Raw genomic sequence first — 21,986 nt, 5'->3', positions numbered from 1 at the left:
CCCTAGAATTAATAGATTAGGAGGATTTAAGTGGGAAAATGAATATACTAAAAACATGGATATAACAAGACATATTGCAGAAGCAATGGCTTTTGAAAAACTGTTTATATATATATTTGAAGTAGTATTCAAACAAGATCACCTCCTAAATAGTATATAGAATATTCTTGCAATTGATTATAATAAATGTTGCTGCATATTTGTAGTTATTACAATTCTGTCGTTATTATAAATTTTTAAACTATGAACACCAGTATCTCCAGTTGAAAAATGGACTTTACTATCCATAGGTAATTTTAAAAAACTCTTAAGTAATTGGGATATTAAGCTTCCATGAGATACAATTAATAATTTCTTGTCAACATTATCTTTCTTTACGTTTCCTACTAGTTCAGCTAAAAATTCCTCAGCCCTGGCTCTTAAATCAATAAGGGATTCACCTTTTTCTATTCTTTCATAATACTTTCTTCCACCTTCTGGAATAGGATATTTTTTATCTGCCTCTTCTTTTAATAAACCATCTATAACACCTTTATTATATTCCATTAGTCTATCGTCAAGTGAAATATCAAGATTAAGTTTATTTCCTATAATTTTTGCAGTTTCAGAGGCTCTACTTAATGGGCTACTAACTATTTTATCAAACTTATATTTAGTAGATAGCCAATCAGCAAGTTTTTGTGCTTGATCCTTTCCTAGTTGTGTTAATGGTAAATCAGCTCGTCCCTCAAACCTGTTTTCGATATCTCCAACAGATTGACCATGTCTAACTATTATTAATTCAATCATTCTAAACTCCCCCATAATACGTAATATTTTTAGTGGATATAGTTTAATTGTAAATACTGATCATATATAATTATATCACATTAAGGTAATTTATGGGCGACTATATTAATAATTATGTCTTTTGTCTGACAATACAAGAATTAACGTTGCTATAGGTCCAATGAATAAGGATAGTATAAACCAATTAAGACTAGATTTGTTTTTTGAGTAACACCGGCATTATTTTAAAAAGTATTTGAAAAAAAGTTATATTTGTTATATGTTATATATAACAAATATAATATGTAAAATTAATTTTAAATTTGAACAAAGGATAGATAGTAACTTAAGAATATGGATAGGGACGTGATAGGATTTGATAAAAATAAACTTTGAAAGTGAAACTCCAATTTACGAACAACTTAAAAATGAAATTATAAAGGAAATTGCAAAAGGGAGTCTTAAAGATGGAGATTCTCTACCTTCTATAAGACAACTTAGTAGTGACTTAGAAGTTAATCTTCATACAGTTAATAAGACCTATAATATCTTGAAAGATGAGGGATATTTAATAATAGACAGAAGAAAAGGAGCAATGGTAGCTTTAAACAATAATAGCAAAGAAAAATTTGAAGGTGAAGAAAAAGAAGCACTAGAGGTTTTAATTGCCAAAAGTTTATGTAAGGGATATAAGAAAGAGGAATTTTTAAAAAAAATAGAAGAAGCATATAAAAATTTTAATAAGTAGGTGATAATATGGTAGTTTTAATTATTATAAGTATGTTTATTGCACTTATGTATTTAGCGATTGGCTTAGGAATTCAAGCAATGAGTTCAAATGCAGTATTCTTTGGGGTTAGAATCCCTTTAGGGTATGAAAAGAGAGAAGATTTAAAAAAAGAAAAGAAAAAATATTCTAAATTGTGGTTTATTCTCTGGTTAATATCTTCAATAATATTAATTGGATCTCAATTTATTTTACCAGAAGAGTATTTACCAATTAATTTTATGATTTTAACTTTTGGTCAATTAATATTGATGCAATTATGTTTTTATAGAACATTTAAGAGAGTTAAGGAAATAAAGAAAAAAGAGAATTGGAAAGAATTATTAACTCCTAAAAATGTAGTTTATACAGATTTGAAGTTTAGAAGTCAGGTAGATAAGGGAATAAGTAAGAAGTTGATTATAATACCTTGGATAATGTTTGTAATTAATGTTCTTATATCTTTTATAAATGTAAAAGAAGCAGATTTTTTATTAGTTGGGGTTCATTTTGTTTTACTTTTAATGATGCAGTTTTCTTTTAAATCAGTTATAGAAGGGAAAGTTAATTTTAATGGAGGAGAAGTGGAAACTCTAAAAAAATCCGCATTAAACACAAGAGTTTTCTCGGGAAAGCTTCTTTGGATATCAGCTATTTTTTTGTCAATATTATTTATAGCTATAAATTTAGTGTTAATGTCAGTAATCTCTGAAAATATGTGTGGATTTATTATTATAGGAGCTATACTGGGGGACATACTAATAAGTGTTTCAGTAATCATAATGACAATGTTTATAAGAAAGAGGGAAAAGGAATTATCAGAAAATGTAAATGAAGAAGGAAAAGTAATAATTAATAGAGATGATGATGAAAATTATTTAATGGGAATGATTTATTATAATCCTAACGATTCAGCATTATTTGTTGATAAAAGGGTTGGAATAGGTACAACAGTAAACATGGCCCATGTTGGTGGAAAAATAATTATGGGTATAACTGCCTTAATAATAGGAGCCTGTTTTGCAGTATGCTTTTATGCACCTAAATCTGCTAATGCAGAAGTAAGTAAAACAGAAACATCTATTAAAATGAGTGGACTTTATTCTGATGAAATAGATTTTAGTAATATTGAAAAAGTAGAATTAATGGACAAGGTTCCCAGGATAAAACTTAAGAAAAATGGAGCAAGTATTGGTAAAAAGCATGTTGGCTATTATAGATTAGAAGGAATAAGTAGTGCAAAGCTTTATTTAGATGATGGTACAAAGAAATGTATTCATATAACTACTAAGGATGGAAAAGAAATATTTATAAACTATGAAGATGAATCTAAAACAGAAAATTTATATGATGAAGTTAAATCTAGCGTTAAATGAATAATTTTATATAAGTATCAAATACTAACTATTATTAAATAGTAGAGGGAGAGTTTTTATGAATAAAGTAAGCAATAATCCCCAAAATATTAGTGAGTATTTAAAATCTTATTGGATAATGTCAACAAAAGAAACAGAGTTGATATTACCTGTACTCATGTTGGGTGTGAACTAAAGTGGAATGATGCAGAAAAATCATGGGATTGTGCCTGCCATGGCTCAAGGTTTACGGAAGGTACAAATAAAATAGATCTTAATTTGTAGTCTTAATTTTCATAACCGTTATAATAATATTAAATTAAATAAAAAATGGTAAAAAAGCAATAAGATGTTTTAGATGTATAAATATACCATAAACTTTATAAAAAACAAGTCGGTATTAAAATACTTAGGATAACTAGAAAAAAGAAAGAAAAATTAAAACAGGGTAGCGAATAAGTTACCTTATTTTTACTTACACAAAAATTCATATGAAATTAAACAGTTATAGTTCTGAGAATAATATAAATCATAGGAACAAATTATAAAAGGAATCATTAGTATAAAAAACACTTAGAGAACTAATATATAATAAAAATTTTACCATTAAACAATACTTATATAAAAGAAGGTATAAAATATGTATAATAATAAGAACTCTAGGTTCAGAGAAGATTATTTTTTTACTTTTAATGCAAGAATTAAGCATAATATTACAACACAAGAAACAAGCAAAGTACTATTAACTATTTCAGAGCTATTAACTTAAAGGGCATATAAAGAATTGAAGTTAATTAGAGATTTTTATGAAAAAGATGCTAGATTACTTGCAAAAGATCTTTTAGGAAAGGTACTGGTTCACAAGATAGATGATATTTTACTTAAAGGAAAAATTATAGAAACGGAAGCTTATATAGGTACCATAGATAAGGCATCACATGCCTATGGAGGTAGAATGACACAAAGAGTTGCTCCACTTTATGGTCCTGCCGGAACAGTTTATGTGTATTTTGTATATGGAATGCATTATTGTTTTAATATAGTAGCAAGACAGGAAGGAATGGCAGAAGGTGTACTAATCAGGGCACTAGAACCTTTATATAATGTAGATTATATGTCACAAGCAAGATTTAATAAAAATTATTGTGAATTGACAAAAACTCAAATGAAAAATCTTACTAATGGACCTGCAAAACTTTGTGCTGCTATGAAAATTGGTAAGAACAACAATTGGCAAAATGTAATAGAAAATGATGAATTATATTTAGAAGAACCTAATTATAGTGATACCTTAGATTTAAAGGACATAGTAGTAACTAAACGTATAGGTATTGATTACGCAGAAGAAGCCATAGATTTTCCTTGGAGATTTTATATTAAAGGTAATAATTGGGTCTCTAGATTGTAAGTATAAAGTATGTTAACGAAGAAGAGGCAAGAAGAATGCAAGACTAAGTCAACCAATGGATTCAATTTTATTAGCCCTCTCTTTTCGGTTTTGATGAATTTTCTTGTGAATTTTACATTAAATTGAATATAATTGTAATATGATGAAATATTTGACTAAAATAATATTGATTTAAAATATAAAACAATGTTATTTTCGGTAAAAATATGTGATATAATTATCCCGAAGATATATATAGGATACAATTAGTTTGTAATTTAATGGAGAATACACTTAAGATTTCTTAGTGTAGGAAAGTAAGAGGAGTGAAGACATGGAAAGTATTAATGACAATCCACAAGAGTACGGTCAGCTTGGAGTCATTGCATTAGAATCATCTAAAGAATTAGGTAAAAAAGTTGATGAGCACCTAAAGAAAAAAAGAGGTCTTAATCCAGAGGATTCTTATCTTGTTCCAATTAAGGAAATTCGTTTTTCTAATGGAGAAGGTAAAGTTCAAATTGAGCAAACAGTAAGAGGAAAAGATATATACATAGTTTGCGATGTTGGGAATTATAGTTGTACATATGAATTATTCGGATATGAAAATCATAAAGGACCGGATGAACATTTTCAAGATATAAAGAGAGTTCTTTCAGCAATTGGTGGTAAGGCAAGAAGAATAACAGTTGTTATGCCATTATTATATGCTTCAAGACAGCATAGACGTAAGGGTAGAGAATCCTTAGACTGTGCGCTAGCACTTCAAGAACTTGAAAGATTAGGAGTAGAGGAAATCATAACATTTGATGTCCATGATCCTAATATACAAAATGCTGTACCTTTAGTATCATTTACAAATCTTTACCCAACATATGATATTGTTAAACATCTAATAACTGAAGATAAAAACTTATTTCTAGATAAATCAAGTATGGTTGTCATAAGCCCTGATACAGGAGCTATGGATAGAGCTATATATTACTCTAGCATTTTAGGTTGTGATGTAGGACTTTTCTATAAGAGAAGAGATCACTCAGTTGTTGTTAATGGTAAAAATCCAATAGTTCAACATGAGTACATTGGTAAAAACATAGAAGGTTTAAATGTTTTAATAGTAGATGATATGATAGCTTCAGGGGAATCAGTTTTTGATATTGTTGTTGAACTTAAAAAGAGAAAAGCAAAAAATATTTATGTTGCAGCAACATTTGGATTCTTTACTGAAGGACCAAAAAAATTCCAAAAGCTTTATGATGATGGAATGATAAGTAAAGTTTATTGTACTAATTTAACTTATGTACCAGATAAGGTTAAGAATGCTGAGTGGTTTAAATTAGTAGATATATCTAACTTTATTTCAGCTGTAATCAATAATCTTAACCACGATGTTACTATATCTAATTTAAGAGATGCTACAGAGGGAATAAAAACTCTTTTAAAAGAAATGAATAACTAAAATAACATATTTATGTATCTTTAACAGGGGAGGGTTTTCTTCTCCTGTTATTTATTTTTGTATTATTAATTTAGCGTCATATTTAGAGGTAATTTGATTAAAAGGGATACATTATCATAGTAATGAAATCATAAATTAAGAATATATTACAATATTTAAATTGAGTTTATGATATGATACTTTGAAATAATAGTAAATTTCATTAAAAACTAATAATGTATAACTTATTTATAGATACAAAAACAGATAGGGGAGAAACTATAGTTATAAGGCACATTCAAAAAAATAACAAGTCAGTATGCTAGTCTATTTTGTGCCATACTGCGTCAGCGATGTTAGCCCATAGCCTATGCTATGAACTAATATCACTTCCTTGTCTGACACAAAATATACATGGCATCTTGGACTTGTTATTTTTTTTCATCTGCCTAAGGAGTGTGTTAAAGTGGATTTTTATATTAAACCTGTAAATGTGGAAAATTGGAGAGAAGTTATAAGTTTATCAGTTAATGAGAATCAAAAATCTTTTATAGAGACCAATGCTTTTTCAATAGCTGAAAGTAAGTTTTATACTTATTGGAATCCTTCGGCATTGTATTATGGAGAAGAATTAATAGGTTTTGCTATGTATGGACATGTACCACAAGAAAATAGGGTTTGGCTAGATAGATTTATGATAGATAAAAGTTGTCAAGGAAGAGGATATGGAAAAGGTGTTTTGATTTGTTTAATTAATCATATAGTTAACAAATATAAATGTAATGAAATATACTTAAGTATATTTGAGGAAAATAAGCTTGCTTTAAAATTATATAAAGATTTTGGATTTTATGTTAATGGAGAGATAGATTATGGTGGAGAAACGGTAATGGTATTAAATATAGAGAAATGAAACTGAGTTTTCTGAATAATTAATAATTAATATATTGAATGTTTGTTGTAAATACTGTAAAATTTAAATATATTTATTTCATGACTATTAGATTCTTATTGATATTATAAGTATCATTTTAGTGTTAAAACAGATTTTGTAGTTATGGATAAAGAAAGATATTCCTCTTAAGTTTGATATAAAATTAAACTATATAAAGGAGATATTTATAATTTTATATAACATTTTAGATTTATATTTAGCTATATGGAGAGGTTTACAAAAATATTTATGAAAGGAAGTGTTGTTTTATGCTTAATAGATATGAAGTATTTGAAATAGAGAGTGTAATTGTTTGGGAGGTAGAGGCAGATTAATTAGTATCTCTTATACCTCCCAATAGGTATTATGTAAGTTTACAATACGGGAGGAAAATAAATTTGAATAAAATAGATTTATATAGTTTAGGACTAAGTGAAAGATATACACAAGAGGCTACTATGTATGGAGAAAATTTGTACATTGGAAGGGTTTCAGTTCAATATAAGGATATGTACAAAGTTATTACGGAGAATGGAGAGATATTTGCTGAGGTTTCTGGTAAACTGGGATATTCTTTAATAAGTCTTACAGACTATCCAGCTGTTGGAGATTGGGTTTTAGTAGATAGAATTATAGACAATAATGGTAATGCAATAATTCATCATGTTCTTAGGAGAAAAAGCTTTATTGAAAGAAAAGTTGCTGGAAATAGAAGTGATGGTCAAGTAATTGCAGCAAATGTTGATACTGTATTTATTTGTATGTCTTTAAATAGTGATTTTAATATTCGTAGATTAGAAAGATATATATCTATGGTATATGATAGTATGGCAAATCCTGTTATAGTGCTGACTAAGGCGGATTTATGTGATAATATAGATGATAAAATTTTAGAAATTCAAGAAGTAGCCATTGCAATGGATATATTAGTTACAAGTAGTATGGCTAATGAAGGTTATTTAGATATAATCAAGTATATTGATAAGGGAAAAACAGTAGCTTTTATTGGATCTTCAGGGGTTGGTAAGTCAACACTTATAAATAAAATTATGGGTGAGGAAGTTTTGAAAACCAATGGAATAAGGAATGATGATAAAGGAAAGCATACCACAACTCATAGACAATTGTTGTTAATTCCTAATGGTGGGGCTATAGTTGATACTCCAGGAATGAAGGAAATTGGAATTATAAGTGGTGATTTGGAAAAATCCTTTAGTGATATAGATGATTTAGCAAGACAATGCAAATTTTCAGATTGTCAGCATAAAAATGAACCTAAATGTGCAGTAAGACAGGCAATAGAAGATGGAATAATAGATGCAGGAAGATTAGAAAGCTATAGAAAGTTCCAAAAAGAAATTAAATATAACGACCTTAGAGCCAAACAAAAAGAAAGAGAAAAAATAAGTAAAATGTTTGGAAGTATGGGGCAAATGAAACAAGCTATAAGATATGCTAAAGAAAAAAATGAAAGAAGATAATTATTATAGATTATATGGTTTTTGGAAGAGGCTTTAATGTAGTGTCAAGACTATAGAGATGGTAAAGGGAGGAGTTATTTTCCTCCCTTTTATACATGTAAGATTATAAATCCAATTCTACTTTTAAATTTATCGTCTGCAATATTCCATAATTTTACACTATGGAGGATAACAGGTAGGATACTTCTAGATTAACTTAGATAATAGTCAAGTAAGGTATATAATACTTTAAAAGATTTTACTATTAAACTTGTCATAAACAGTGAGCATATGAGGCTCATTACAATGAAAATGAAGTTCATTTAATGGTATCCATTTAACTCCACTGTTTTCATCTTCTTTTATCATAAGTATGTCATTTTCATCAGCTTCTAAAAGATAAGCAATGGATAAATGTAAATGAGATGATACATATTTGCCTCTTTTAAAATGTCCATTTACAGGAAGTATATCTAAGGAAAAAATGCGAGAATCTATAGGGGTTATATGTTTAACACCAGTTTCTTCTTTTGCTTCCTTAATTGCTACATGAAGTAAATCAACATCACCATCAGCATGACCACCAGTCCAAGCCCAAGATTTATAAATGTTATGATGTATCATTAAAGTTTTATCTTTTGCTTTGTTTACAATATAACCTGAACTTGTTATATGCATAAAAATATTTTCTCTAGTTAGTATATTATCATATTTGTTTATAGCTTCTAATATAAAGTTTTTATCACATTCTTCTTGTTCATTACATGGAATATATGATTTTATTTCTTCAATCCAGTTCATAATACTAGTCCTTTCATATGTAAATTTTAGATATATAATAGAGTTTACTATATTGAGTAATTGATTACAAATATGGTGGAACTGATTAGCAAGTGATAAGGGTTGTATATTATATAAAGAAAATATTTTTTATGATAGAATGGTATTGAAACTTATAGATTTATAATATTTTGAAAGTTGGTGAGTTGGATGAATATAGCTGAAATCAAAAATGACATTATAAATAAGTTGAATTCAGAGTATTTCTTTGAATTTATTGATAAATTTAATATAAATAGCGTTATGCTATTTGGGAGTATCTGTACTGAGGATTTTAATGAATTATCGGATGTAGACATAGCTATATTAGGTGAAAATAAACTTCCTTTAGATAATATTTTGGATATAGAATTATTTTTGGAAGAACTTTTAAAGAGGGATATAGATGTGGTAGATTTAAAAAGTAATAGTCTTGATATGTTTGTAAAGATTAATATTTTAAATACAGGAAAAGTATTACATACAACAGATGAAAATAAATTATTTGAAAGATTTTGTGATGATATTAATAGAATTTATATAGAAAATGCAGACTTTATGTATTTCAGAAGGAGAGATGTATTATCATGAACAATGAGCGATTATTAAAAATAATAGAAGATATACAAGAATGTAAAGTAGATATAGATGAATGTTTAGAAGTGTTAGATAAATATAAAGAAAATGATTTAATGATAAAATTAGCAAAATCAAGTTTAAGGCAATTGTTTGTTAGTTTTCACACTATATTAGAAGACTTCTGCTCAATTATTTTAAAGGAACTAAAAAAATTTAAAATAGGTATAACATTAAGCGATAGCTTAAAGCTTTTAAAGAACAATAATGTTATTGATAACGATATGTATATATTTCTAGAAAAATCAAGGTTAATAAGAAATAGAATTTCTCATAGATATAAAGAACCAAGCCACGAAGAATTACATGAGCATATAGTAAAATACAAATCTAATATTACAAAACTAATTTCAATAGCAAAAGGATATATAGATTAACTTAAAAGGAGGAAGTTTTGTCCTTCTTTTAATAGAAAAATAGTTGAGGCAACTGAAAAAGTTAATTTTCTTGAAAAAACACAACGAAACCATGGGGTTTACAAGGCGTAATTTTAGAAAAAATAAAATTTTTTCAGTGGCCTCATTTACTTTTTCCTATTGATCTTTTATTTGTTATACCAATACCCGTTAAAATTATACTTAATATAAAGTATATTGTTGTAGAAATGTCAATTACATAATTATAAAATTAATTAAAAAATATGATATAATTATAAGCATATGTTAACAAAAGAAGGGAAATATGCAAATGAATTATTTAAAAAGAAAGTTATACAAAATCTTCAGAGAAAAGTTTATTTTACAACCAGCTTTTGAAGAAGCACAAAAAGACAAACAAGGTAATGGAATAATTAAAAAATCTAAAGTCATATCAATATCAGGTATGATATTTTCTAGTATGTTTATAATAGGGAGTATATTAGTAAGAGAAGATTTTAATGATAATTTTGAACTTTTAGTCCTTTTAGTAACAATGTCAATAATATTTCTAATATTAAGTCTTGTAGCTGCAACTTCTAAAGTTATATATAATACTGAAGGTATAACATCACACAGATTAGGTTTTAAAAGGCATTTATATTATAATTCTATAACTTCTGTGAATTATTCAAGAATTTTTGGGGGGAGTATTGTTTTAAAAGGTGTCGGCATTAAGATAATTGTTACATTTGAAAATAAAGGCTTTATAGACTTTTTTCAGGTTTTAAAGAATCATTTTGGGGATGAAAAAGTTAAGGATATTGAAATGAAATTGAAAGCTTGGAGAAATCAATAAATTAAGTTATATAAATATCGTATTATTCGGAAATGAATTTTACAGTGTTTTTATATGTATAGACATAAAGTTAATGACAAGCTATTCATTATAGACATATGTTGTAAGAATGGAGAGGTCTGTTTGGGGTAAATAGATATGCTCTTCATAGATTATTGGCTCAATTTAAACGTTTAAATTTAAAATAGATGTTAGCTTATTTTGACGATTTAATATTAAGGTATATTTGGATAAATATACGAATTATTTACTATAAAATACTAGGGGAGAATTTAATTGAGTAATACTTACAATACCAACTAGACAAGAGTTATATCATTTTAAGGGAGAGTTTATAAATGTATATGAATAGAAGAGAAAAGAAAAGGAAATCCAAAATAAAAAGTAAAAAGCGATTTAGAAAATATGTATTGCTAAGTTTGATTTTTGTAGCTTTTATTTTATTAATTGGTTTTTCTTATGAAAAAATTGGGGAATACAATGATTCTAAAAACTATTCTCAAATAGGAGAAATGGTTGATGTAAATAATCATAAAATCAATGTATTTAGCAAAGGTGAAGGTAATATTACTGTAGTTTTTACTGGTGGATTAAATGAACCAAGCTCTTATGTAGATTTTTATCCTCTTTATAATGAAATTTCAAAGTATACTAAAATAGCTATTTACGATAGACCTGGACATGGATGGAGTCAAGTAACAGATGTACCAAGAGATATAGATTCTATTGTAGAAGAAATGCACACAGCTCTTGTAAAATCAGGACAAAAGCCTCCATATATATTAGTGGGTCATTCATTAGCATCATTATCAGTAATAAGATTTGCGCAAACATATAAAGATGAAGTTTCGGGTATTGTAGAAATTGACGGGGGCAGTCCTGAGTTTTATTTAAAAAATAGTCTGGAAACTAGTAGTAGCACCGCCTTTAATTATAATATACTAAAATCTTTGGGCATAGCCAGATTTGCACTTTACCATACAAGTTATTCCACAAAAATTGCATCAGGACAAAATAATCTTAAACTATTACCTAATGATTTGAAACAGTTATATTTTGCAATGACTCTTAAAACTATGTATAACAGAAATATTATAGATGAAGGTAACATGGCAAGCGCTAATGCAAAAACAATTTTAGGTAACGGGAAATTGGGTGATATACCGCTTAGAATACTGACTTCTGAGAGTAATACTTTATCAATTCCTGAATGGGAAAATAGTCAGATAGCTTTGAAAGATTGGTCTACAGATAGTACACAAATGGTTGTTAAAGATTCAAGACACTCTATACATCAATTTGTGCCTGATGTTATAAACAATGAAATAATAAAGTTAATAAAAAATCAGAAGTAAAAGGTGCATATGTTTAATGCAAGTAAAATATTTATAATACTAGATAATTAGCTAAAGTTTAGTAGGAAACTTCTTAATATTATATAAAAGCATCAGTAATTAAAATAAAAAATAAAAATAACTAATTTAAAAATCTTATTATTCAAAATCGAATTTACGATTTTTTTGTTGTGCAATACAAATATAAGTTTACGTAACTAATATTATATTAAAATTGAATACTAAGGTATTATAAAACAAGAGAAATTATATAATAATTTATAAAATATGTTATAATTTTCTTGTATTATAGGCCGGATTCGTAATTTTATGTGAAGATTATTTATATTAGGTGGTGCAGAATAAATATGAAAATTCAAAACAAAAAGACATGTATAGCAGTGCTTATTTTAGTAACAATAGAGCAGGTTATTAAAATAGTAATTAACAACAATTTCCTTGACAAAAAATTTCCTATATTGCCTGGATTCCTATACTTTGAGCCTATGTTCAATAGGGACTATTCATGGTTTAATTCTATGTTTCAATTAGGTGTGAGTAAATGGATTCACATTGTTTTTGGAGCAATTATGATCATATTAGTATATTTGTTTTATCAGTATCTAAATTATCAATTCGGAACTATCAAAATTGTTAATATTATGTATGCTTTTATATTTTCTGGCGCTATGTGTTCGCTAATTGACAAAATTTTTTGGAACGGTAGTTTAGATTACATATTAGTAAATGGTTTTTTTACGTTTGACTTAAAAGATGTATATATTAATATTTTTAGTGGGTTGATAATCTTATCAGTGCTCTTAAAAAACAAAGTTTTAAACCAAATTGATGATAATATAGTAAAGGATTTTACTAAATATATTCTACGAAAATTATAAACATAAATTACATGATTGAAAGAATAAGAATTATTAACGGTTGTAGTTAAGTCACATTGTTCTTATAGAACTAAATCGCTAAAAGCGACGGCTTGGTGTGGTGATTAAATCAAAGTTTATATGGAAAAAATAAGAAGTGAAGTTTCCTTGAAAAAGAAACTTCACTTCTCACATTTTACACGCCTTTTAAAGGATAGTGTGATATTTACAAAAAAAATTAAATAGAAATTTAACAATTTTAAAAAATACTTTGATTTGTATTTTAAAGCGTAGTAATTTGTTGGAGGAAAATATGCTGTTTAAAACTTTAGAATACTAGGTGAAATCTGCTTGTTTATGGTACTTATCATTCTATTTTCATGTTTAGATGACTCAACAAAATGTAATGATTTTTTACCATAAAGTATTGTTTTTTGACATATTTAAGTTTTGTGAAAATGTTTACCGTATAATGAAGTTAATATAATATTACGGAGGGGAAGAATATGAAAAGAAAAAAACTTTTAGCAATGGCATTAAGCGTTGTAATGTGTACAAGCCTATTTGTAGGTTGTGGAGGCAGTGGTAGCGCTGACAAAAATAAAGATTTAAAACTAACAATTTATTGTGGACTTATGGAAGATCATATGGTTAAGACTGTAGATGAGTTTAAGAAAGAAACAGGAATACAAGCAGAGGCTGTTAGAATGTCTTCAGGAGAAATACTTGGAAGATTAAGAGCAGAAAAGGAGAATCCAAAGGCTTCAGTATGGTTTGGAGGTCCGGCAGATGCATTTGTACAAGCTAAAGAAGATGGTCTTTTGGAAAATTATGTATCGGAAAATGCAAATGATATTCCAGAAAAATATAAAGATAAAGATGGAGCATGGACAGGAATATATGTTGGATATCTTGGATTTGTTTCAAACCAAAAATTACTTAAAGAAAAAGGTGTAGAAGCTCCAGAAAGCTGGGATGATTTATTGAAACCAGAATTTAAGGGACAAATTTCAATAGCAAACCCAGGTTCATCAGGAACATCTTACACAGCTCTTGCTACTATGATTCAATTAAAGGGAGAAGAAGCAGGTCTTAAATATATGAAAGATTTAAATGCAAACGTTAAATCTTATGAAAAATCAGGAACAGCTCCAGCAAGATTAGCAGGTCAAGGAGAAGTAATGGTTGGAGTTTCATATTTGCATGATGGAATTAAATATAGAGAAGAAGGAATGAAAGACTTAGTATTAACTGCACCAAAAGAAGGTACAGGTTATGAAATAGGAGCTTCAGGTATTGTTAAAGGTGGCCCAGACCAAGAAGCTGCTAAGAAATTCATAGATTTCTGCTTAAGCAAAAAAGGACAAGAAATAGGACAAACTGTAGGATCATTCCAATTCTTAACAAATACAAATGCTAAAGCACCAGAAATATCAAATGAAATAAAAGATACTAAATTAATAAATTACGATTTAGATTGGGCTGGTAAAAACAGAAGTGAATTAGTTGAGAAATGGAACAAAGCAATTAAGTAGTAAGCTCAAACAATCACAATACTCAATAAATGTGTGTCAAGGGTGCTTTTTAAAAGGTTTACTTTTGGCACATTTTTATAAATGACAAACTTTTATTAGTTACAAATTTCAAGTTACAAGTGACAAGTTGGAGTGGATGGTGAGTTTGGTTTGAAACTTGCCACTTATCACTGTAAACTTGTCACTTGAAAATTTATAAGTATTAATATAGAGGTGATGAAGAAATGGCTTTAACAAAAAGACAAGCACGAAGACAACGACAAAAGGATGATATGAAAAAAATATGGCGAGACCCTATATTGCTTACAACAATAATATTTCTAATAGTTACATTAGCGATATTTATAATGTTTCCGTTATATTCTGTATTGAAAGTAAGTTTTGTTGAAAATGGTGGATTTTCACTAAGTGCATATAAACAAATTTTAAGAGATATAGATTTTAGAGAAACATTAGTTAATACTCTTGTTTTAGGTGTTACTGTAGGAGTACTTTCTACAGCAATAGGATTCTTATTTGCATATGCAGATGCATACATTAGATCACACTTTAAAAAACTATTTAAAGTAGTTTCTATTTTGCCTATCATATCACCTCCATTCGTATTAGCATTATCAGCTATTATGTTATTCGGACAATTTGGACTTATAACAAGACAAGTATTCAATATTACAGATGCTAATATATATGGATTTAAAGGTATAGTAATGGTTCAAACTATGACCTTCTTCCCAGTGGCATATTTATTATTAATAGGATTATTAAAGAAAATTGACCCATCATTAGAGGAAGCAGCTAGAAGTATGGGAGCTTCAAGATGGAAAACTTTCACAACAGTAACATTGCCATTGCTTTTACCAGGGATAGCAAATGCATTTTTATTAACTTTTATAGAAGTTGTTGCAGATTTCTCAAACCCCATGGTTATAGGAGGAAACTTTTCAACTCTTGCAACTAAAATATATATGCAAGCAATAGGTAACTATGATATGAGCGGAGGAGCTGCAATAGCAGTTATACTATTAACTCTTTCAATTTTACTATTCATTTTAGAGAAGTTCTGGCTTGAAAAGAAATCTTATGTAACAGTAACAGGAAAAGCAGCAAAAGAAAGAGATTTAGTAACAGACAAAAAAATAGTTTGGCCTATAGATATAGCCTGTTTACTTATAACAATATTTGTTTTATCTCTGTATATCTTAGTTCCACTAGGTGGATTCTTTAAGGTTATGGGAATAGACTATACTTTAACTTTAGATCATTTTAAGTATGTATTTAATATAGGACTTAATCCTATAAAAGATACAACTCTTTTATCAATATACGCAACACCAATAACAGGACTTTTAGGAATGATAATAGCATTCTTAATAGTTAGAAAGAAATTTATTGGAAGAAGTTTTATAGAATTTACATCACTTTTAGCAATGGCTGTTCCAGGTACGGTACTTGGACTTGGATATATAAATGCATATAATACAAAACCATTAGTATTAACAGGGACTGCTTTTATAATTGTAATTGCATTTATAGTTAGAAGTTTACCAGTTGGAGTCAGGTCAGGAGTTGCGTCACTTCAACAAATAGATCCAGCTATAGAAGAAGCTGCCCAAGACTTAGGAGCAAATTCAACTAAGGTATTTACGTCAGTTACACTTCCATTAATTAAACCGGCTTTCTTTAGTGGACTTGTTTACACATTTGTTAGAAGTATGACTGCTGTAAGTGCGGTAGTATTCTTAGTAACACCAAAATATCAGCTGTTAACAGCTTCAATACTTTCACAAGTTGATAATGGAAGATTTGGTGTAGCATCAGCTTATTCAACAGTCTTAATAGTAATAGTTTATATAGCAATAGGATTCATGTACCTTATGCTAAATAAGTTTGGCGTAAGTAAGGATCAGGAAAATACATTATAAATATGGTAGGAGTGGTAAAGATGCAAAGAAGTAAAGGCGTTAATATTAAAAATTTAAGTAAAATATATGTGTCTCACAGCGGAAATGGTAATTTTAAGGCGGTAGATAACATATCTATAGATATAAAGGCAGGAGAATTTGTAACACTACTTGGACCATCAGGTTGTGGAAAAACTACAACTCTTAGAATGGTTGCAGGTTTTGAGATACCAACAGAAGGAGATATTTATTTAGGTGGAGATAGAATAAATGATTTAACTCCAGATAAAAGAGATACCTCTATGGTTTTCCAAAGCTATGCTTTATTCCCTCATTTAAATATATATGATAATATAGCATACGGATTAAAGCTTAAGAAATTAAGTAAAAGTGAAATAGAGGAAAAAGCTAAAACTATAATAGATTTAGTTGGATTAAAAGGTATGGAAACTAGATATCCAAACCAACTATCAGGTGGACAACAACAAAGGGTTGCTCTAGCAAGAGCTCTTGTTATGGAACCAGGTGTACTTTTATTTGATGAACCCTTATCAAATTTAGATGCAAAGCTTAGAGTTTATATGAGAACAGAGATAAGAAAGATTCAAAAGAAGGTTGGTATAACAGCAATATATGTAACTCATGACCAATCAGAGGCTATGAGTTTATCAGATAGAATAATAATAATGAATAAAGGAATAGTTGAACAGGTGGGAACTCCAAAAGAAATTTATTATACCCCAGCTACACAATTTGTTGCAGATTTCATAGGAACTGCAAATTTCATAAACGGAACTATAAAAGAAATTAATGATGGAAAAGCTGTTATTGATGCTACAGGTACTATTTTAACAGTTAAATATAGTGGGTCTAAATCAGTTGGAGATGAATGTAAAATAGTATTAAGACCTGAAGCTATGGAAATAGGAGATGCAGGATTATTTAAAGGAACAGTTACAAGTTCTACATTTATGGGGGCTTTTCAAGATTATGCTATAAAAATCGGGGAAGATGAAATAAAATGTGAAAACTTTAATCCTAAAATCAAAAAAGTTTATGAAGAAGGAGCGGAAGTTTATATTAACTTTAGCACAGATAATATTCATGTAATTTAGGAGGTTTTTATGACTTTACAAGAAATCTCATTCAGGTTAGCATTGGCAATAATAATAGGTGGGGTAATAGGATATGAAAGAGAATATACTAATAGCCCAGCGGGGTTTAGAACTCATATACTAGTGGCCTTAGGTGCAGCTATAATTTCACTTATACAAGTTGAAATGGTAAATAGGTCAATGCTCTTAATAGCAGAGGATGCAAATTTATCAAATTCTATTAAGATTGATATGGGAAGACTTGGGGCTCAGGTCATTAGTGGTATAGGTTTTCTTGGTGCAGGGACAATACTCCATACAAAAGGTTCTATAAAAGGATTGACAACAGCTGCCTCTTTATGGGTAGTAGCTTGTGTTGGACTAGCAATAGGTTTAGGATATTACACAATAAGTATATTGGGTGGTATATCTATAGTTATAGTTTTGGCAACGTTGAAACGCTTTGAAATGAAATTTATTTCCAAAACAGATATGAGAAAAATCTATATAGAGTATATAGAAAGAGATAAGGTCATAGAGGTTTTTGAAAAGCATATTTATGGACGAGGGATAAAAGTAAAAAATATAGAATTTTATATGGATAATCAAGAGGTTAATGGATCTAATAGCTGTTTATTTACTTTAAAAGTACCAAAGTCTTTAGAGATAAATGAAGTCATATTAAGTTGTGCTACAGATAAAAATATATTAAAAATATATGAGGTGTTAGAGTAGTCCCTACTACAAGAATATAAAGAGTTACAATGATTGTTTTAAGGACATGAAGGAAAATAACAAGTCAAAGATGTGATGTATATTTCATGGCAGACAAGGATGTGGTATTAGTTCATAGCATAAGCCTATGGGTTAATATTACTGATGTAGTATGAAACTAAATAGACTAGCATACTGACTTGTTATTTTTTTGAATATGCAAAGTATAAGTTACCTTAAAACATAATTGTAGCTTCTTTTTTTACTACATATATCTATAACAATAGAACTTATTTGAGTGATAGGTGACAAAATATAAAAAATTATCTAAAGAGAGGGCTAAGTATGTGTTGCTTAGCCCTCTCGTTTCTCTTTTTGATGAATTTCTTGTTTGTGAGTTTCTAAAATAGTTGATATAATATGTATTAAGGTAAAAGTTTTCATTAAAAGTTTAAAAAAACTTCATATTAAGTTAAGGCTTGCTTCAAAAAAGTTATATTGAATGTAGGAGATGAGATTATTAAAATAAATATGAATTTTAAACAAAAACTATTGGCAGGGTTTTTTATCGTAGGAATAATACCACTGCTTTCTTTATGGATTTATGAAACCATGTTCATAATATCTTCAACTGAAGAAAATATAAAAAATTATACGGAAAGTAATATAGATATGGCTGCAGATCTTATTGATAATAACTTAAATACATATAAAAAAATGGTAGGCTTTATAGCTGATAATTTAGAAGTTCAGGAAATTATGGCTAATGAAAAATATAATGATGAAAAGGAATATAAATTTGATGATACTCAAGAGTTGTATAAAATAACAAGAGCCATTATGGCAACTCAATCTGTGGAGATCCCATTACATATTGTAAATTTAGATAAAAAAAGTAGATTTTCAACTACAAACTATTATTCTCCAATTTATAGTGATGAAAGAGGAGATTTATATGAAAGATTAATGAGAAATGAGGGAGAGGTAATCACTAAAATACATAGAAGGGTAGAAGGGGCTCAATCAAAGGACACTGTTATGGCCATTGGAAAAACTATTACAGATAAAAATACAAAGGAAGTTATAGGTTTTGTAATAGCTGATGTTTATGATTATTACTTTGATGATATATTTAATAGTATATCCTTTATAAAAGATGCAAACGTAATCTTAGTAGATGAACTTGGATATATAATTACAGATAAAACGCAGAAAAATGGTACAGGCTTTATGTTTGAAAATAGTTTTTTAAATAGGGTAAAGAATGATAAGGGTTCCTTGGATTTAACCTTTGATAAAACAGATTTTAAATGTTATTATACCACAGCTAAAAACACAAAAATAAAAGTTATCCAGATAACTCCTAAAAGCTACTTCTTTACTGAGGGTTTTAAAAACATGAAATTTTTTATAACACTTAGCTTAATAGTGGCGCTTATTTCTATAATTTTAGCATTAAAGTATTCTAAAAAAATAGCAAAACCTATTGGAGATATGACAAGTCTAATGAGAAAAGTTGAAAATGGAGATAGGAATGTATATATGGAATGTGATTGTAAAGATGAAATAGGGGAACTGGCACATGGTTTTAATGATATGATAACGGAAATAAATAGGCTTATTGATGAAGACTTTAAAAAGGAGCTTCTTGTACAACAGGCAGAGTTTAAGGCTTTGAAATCTCAAGTTAATCCGCATTTTTTATATAATGCATTGAACTCTATAAAATGGATGGCAAGTCTTGAGGAGAACCATGCAGTAATAGAAGCTACTGGGGCATTAGCTAAGTTTTTTAGGTATAGTGTTAAAAATAATGTGGATACAGTAAGTGTTAAACAAGAAATAGAACAGATTAACAATTACTTAATAATACAAAAATATAGATATAGAGATAAATTCATTATTAACCAAGAAATTAATGAAGAAATTTTAAATCTTGAAATGTTAAAATTGACACTTCAACCTCTTGTTGAAAATGCAATAGTACATGGACTAGAAAATAAAATAGGCAAGGGGATTCTAACAATAAGAGCCTATGAGAAAGATGATAAAGTAATATTTAAAATAATGGATAATGGTGTAGGGATTAATAATAGCAAAAACAAAGGAGAAGGTATAGGAATAACTAATGTGGATAAAAGATTAAAGCTTTATTATGGAAACGATTATGGTATTACATACAAAAATGAAAATAGCTTTACAGTATTTCAAGTTGTTATTCCTAAGAAGGAGAGTGTCCATAATGATTAAGGTATTAATAGTTGATGATGAATTTTATTCAAGAAAAGGTATTAGTAAGGTGATTCCATGGAAGGATTTTGGATGTGAGGTATGTGGAGAAGCTGATAATGCATATGATGCTATAGATATTGCTATAAGTGAAAAACCAGAAATAATAATAACAGATATAAATATGCCAGAGATGGACGGTTTAGAAATGGCAAAAAACATTAGAGCGAAAAATCCACATACAAAATTCATTGTTATAACAGGTTATGATGATTTTAATTATGCAAGAGGAGCAATAAAGATAAATGCTTTAGATTTTCTTTTAAAGCCAGTAGATATAGATGAGTTAAAGTCTGCTATAGAAAAATGCACTGAAAGTATAATAAAGGATAAAGAAACATCTTTATTTGCTAAAGAAAAAAAGCTTATTGGAATTTTAAGAGGAGAAGAGGAAATTGAAAAAATAAAAGATTTTTTTAAAGAAGAGGATAGGGTAGCCTTAGCCTTAATAAATAATGATGATTTTGAAACAGATTTGAAATCTAAGGAAGAAAGTGAATATATAAAAATAAATTCATTTATAGATAAGTGGATAAGTGAAAATATGAGAGGATGTTATAATATATCCCAAGTTCATATCTATAGAACTCTTGTAATGATTAAGGATAATAAAGAGGAAGATTTTAAGAATCTTATAGATGCGGTAAAGAAAAAGTTCAATTGTACAATAACTATAAGTATTACGGAAATAAATAATATAAATAAAGTTAGAGAACTTTATAAAGAGGCAAAACAACTTTTAAATGAATCATTTTATAAAGGAAAAGGTATTGTTATTAATGAAAAAATAGACATATATAAATGTAATTATGATATAAAATATATTGAAGACTTTGCTATAAATATAATAGATTTAATATTAAAAGGAGAAAGTTCAGAGGCAAGAAAACAATGTAATAAGCTTTTTAAATACTTTGTAAATAACAGAGTTGAGAAAGGCATAATTGTAAGTTTCATTGTAAAAACAATTGTAAATTTAAAAAATGGACTTAAGTCCTTAGATATATCTTTAGAGGGCATTGGTGAAGTTGATATAGTATCAAACCTAAGTAGTATATATGAATTAGAAAGTAACTTTATGGAACAAATAAATATGTCAATAGATAAAATTAGAGAATATAAAGGGAAATTAGAAGATAGTAGTATGGAAAGAGCTATAATTTATATAAAAAATAATTATAATGAAAATATCTCTTTGAAAAGTGTTGCAAAAGAAGTTTATTTAAATGAAAGTTATTTAAGTAGAGGCATTAAACAGAATCTTGGAATGGGTTTTACTGAATATATAAGAAAACTTAGAATAGAAAAATCTATTGAACTTCTTAAAAAGGGGAATTCCATAGTATCAATAGCTAAAGAAGTAGGATATGGAGATTATAGACAGTTCACATTGAATTTTAAAAAGTACACAGGATGTACACCAAGCAATTATAATATAAATTTATAAGATTAAATTAGTGCAA

20 protein-coding genes and 1 pseudogene are annotated in these 21,986 nt (G+C 28.1%); 19 read left to right on the top strand and 2 right to left on the bottom strand.

What is annotated here, in order from left to right; all coding sequences use genetic code 11:
- Window positions 1–177: 177 nt before the first annotated feature.
- Window positions 178–789, bottom strand: coding sequence for a histidine phosphatase family protein (locus tag BM119_RS07730; protein ID WP_177199348.1), 612 nt, complete (start codon window positions 787–789; stop codon window positions 178–180).
- Between the two features lie 355 nt (window positions 790–1,144).
- Here BM119_RS07730 and BM119_RS07725 point away from each other — a divergent pair, with 355 nt between their 5' ends.
- The 8 genes and pseudogenes from BM119_RS07725 to rsgA all read left to right on the top strand — a co-directional run bounded on the left by BM119_RS07725 (window position 1,145) and on the right by rsgA (window position 8,129).
- On the top strand, window positions 1,145–1,516 hold the full coding sequence (locus BM119_RS07725; RefSeq protein ID WP_090040317.1) for a GntR family transcriptional regulator: 372 nt from the start codon (window positions 1,145–1,147) through the stop codon (window positions 1,514–1,516).
- An 8-nt stretch (window positions 1,517–1,524) separates the two neighbouring features.
- Window positions 1,525–2,910 carry a DUF5808 domain-containing protein gene (locus tag BM119_RS07720; RefSeq protein ID WP_090040315.1) on the top strand — a complete coding sequence of 462 codons (1,386 nt, stop codon included), beginning with the start codon at window positions 1,525–1,527 and terminating at the stop codon, window positions 2,908–2,910.
- A gap of 138 nt (window positions 2,911–3,048) precedes the next feature.
- Window positions 3,049–3,174 (top strand): annotated as a pseudogene (locus tag BM119_RS07715) (Rieske 2Fe-2S domain-containing protein); the annotation flags it as partial.
- A gap of 355 nt (window positions 3,175–3,529) precedes the next feature.
- A complete protein-coding gene (locus tag BM119_RS20390) occupies window positions 3,530–3,658 on the top strand; it encodes a hypothetical protein (RefSeq protein ID WP_278336785.1) in 129 nt (42 codons plus the stop codon).
- Window positions 3,659–3,673: 15 nt separating this feature from the next.
- The gene (locus tag BM119_RS07710; RefSeq protein WP_090040314.1) at window positions 3,674–4,297 is read left to right on the top strand and encodes a DNA-3-methyladenine glycosylase; all 624 of its coding nucleotides are present in this window, start codon (window positions 3,674–3,676) and stop codon (window positions 4,295–4,297) included.
- Window positions 4,298–4,610: 313 nt separating this feature from the next.
- Window positions 4,611–5,735 (top strand): ribose-phosphate pyrophosphokinase, encoded by a 1,125-nt coding sequence (locus tag BM119_RS07705; RefSeq protein ID WP_090040312.1) that lies wholly within the window; start codon window positions 4,611–4,613, stop codon window positions 5,733–5,735.
- 445 nt (window positions 5,736–6,180) lie between these two features.
- On the top strand, window positions 6,181–6,627 hold the full coding sequence (locus BM119_RS07700; RefSeq protein ID WP_090040310.1) for a GNAT family N-acetyltransferase: 447 nt from the start codon (window positions 6,181–6,183) through the stop codon (window positions 6,625–6,627).
- A gap of 419 nt (window positions 6,628–7,046) precedes the next feature.
- Window positions 7,047–8,129 (top strand): ribosome small subunit-dependent GTPase A, encoded by a 1,083-nt coding sequence (rsgA, locus tag BM119_RS07695; RefSeq protein ID WP_090040308.1) that lies wholly within the window; start codon window positions 7,047–7,049, stop codon window positions 8,127–8,129.
- A 228-nt stretch (window positions 8,130–8,357) separates the two neighbouring features.
- On the opposite strand, the gene BM119_RS07690 is transcribed toward rsgA, so the two are convergent.
- Complete coding sequence (locus BM119_RS07690; protein ID WP_090040307.1) at window positions 8,358–8,909, bottom strand: NUDIX hydrolase; 552 nt, start codon at window positions 8,907–8,909, stop codon at window positions 8,358–8,360.
- A gap of 189 nt (window positions 8,910–9,098) precedes the next feature.
- Between BM119_RS07690 and mntA the strand changes: the two genes are divergently transcribed.
- The 11 genes from mntA to BM119_RS07635 all read left to right on the top strand — a co-directional run bounded on the left by mntA (window position 9,099) and on the right by BM119_RS07635 (window position 21,970).
- A complete protein-coding gene (gene mntA, locus BM119_RS07685; RefSeq protein ID WP_090040305.1) occupies window positions 9,099–9,518 on the top strand; it encodes a type VII toxin-antitoxin system MntA family adenylyltransferase antitoxin in 420 nt (139 codons plus the stop codon).
- Window positions 9,515–9,940, top strand: a complete 426-nt coding sequence (locus tag BM119_RS07680) for a HepT-like ribonuclease domain-containing protein (protein WP_090040304.1) — start codon at window positions 9,515–9,517, stop codon at window positions 9,938–9,940. The genes mntA and BM119_RS07680 overlap by 4 nt, the downstream gene beginning before the upstream one ends.
- A 310-nt stretch (window positions 9,941–10,250) precedes the next feature.
- On the top strand, window positions 10,251–10,778 hold the full coding sequence (locus tag BM119_RS07675) for a hypothetical protein (RefSeq protein WP_090040302.1): 528 nt from the start codon (window positions 10,251–10,253) through the stop codon (window positions 10,776–10,778).
- 338 nt (window positions 10,779–11,116) lie between these two features.
- Entirely contained in the window at window positions 11,117–12,133 is a 1,017-nt protein-coding gene (locus BM119_RS07670) for an alpha/beta fold hydrolase (RefSeq protein ID WP_090040301.1), read from the top strand.
- Between the two features lie 347 nt (window positions 12,134–12,480).
- Window positions 12,481–13,011, top strand: coding sequence for a signal peptidase II (locus BM119_RS07665; RefSeq protein WP_090040299.1), 531 nt, complete (start codon window positions 12,481–12,483; stop codon window positions 13,009–13,011).
- Window positions 13,012–13,496: 485 nt separating this feature from the next.
- Entirely contained in the window at window positions 13,497–14,525 is a 1,029-nt protein-coding gene (locus tag BM119_RS07660; RefSeq protein ID WP_090040298.1) for an ABC transporter substrate-binding protein, read from the top strand.
- Between the two features lie 224 nt (window positions 14,526–14,749).
- Window positions 14,750–16,447: an ABC transporter permease gene (locus tag BM119_RS07655; protein ID WP_207647671.1), complete on the top strand. Its 1,698-nt coding sequence runs from the start codon at window positions 14,750–14,752 to the stop codon at window positions 16,445–16,447.
- 20 nt (window positions 16,448–16,467) lie between these two features.
- Complete coding sequence (locus BM119_RS07650; RefSeq protein WP_090040296.1) at window positions 16,468–17,541, top strand: ABC transporter ATP-binding protein; 1,074 nt, start codon at window positions 16,468–16,470, stop codon at window positions 17,539–17,541.
- A 9-nt stretch (window positions 17,542–17,550) separates the two neighbouring features.
- Window positions 17,551–18,255, top strand: coding sequence for an MgtC/SapB family protein (locus BM119_RS07645; protein ID WP_090040295.1), 705 nt, complete (start codon window positions 17,551–17,553; stop codon window positions 18,253–18,255).
- Between the two features lie 510 nt (window positions 18,256–18,765).
- A complete protein-coding gene (locus BM119_RS07640; RefSeq protein ID WP_090040293.1) occupies window positions 18,766–20,484 on the top strand; it encodes a cache domain-containing sensor histidine kinase in 1,719 nt (572 codons plus the stop codon).
- Entirely contained in the window at window positions 20,477–21,970 is a 1,494-nt protein-coding gene (locus tag BM119_RS07635) for a response regulator (RefSeq protein ID WP_177199347.1), read from the top strand. The genes BM119_RS07640 and BM119_RS07635 overlap by 8 nt, the downstream gene beginning before the upstream one ends.
- Window positions 21,971–21,986 lie beyond the last annotated feature (16 nt).

Source organism: Clostridium frigidicarnis (genome assembly GCF_900111985.1).
GTDB lineage: Bacteria > Bacillota > Clostridia > Clostridiales > Clostridiaceae > Clostridium_Z > Clostridium_Z frigidicarnis.
This window is presented reverse-complemented; position numbering and strand designations above follow the sequence as displayed.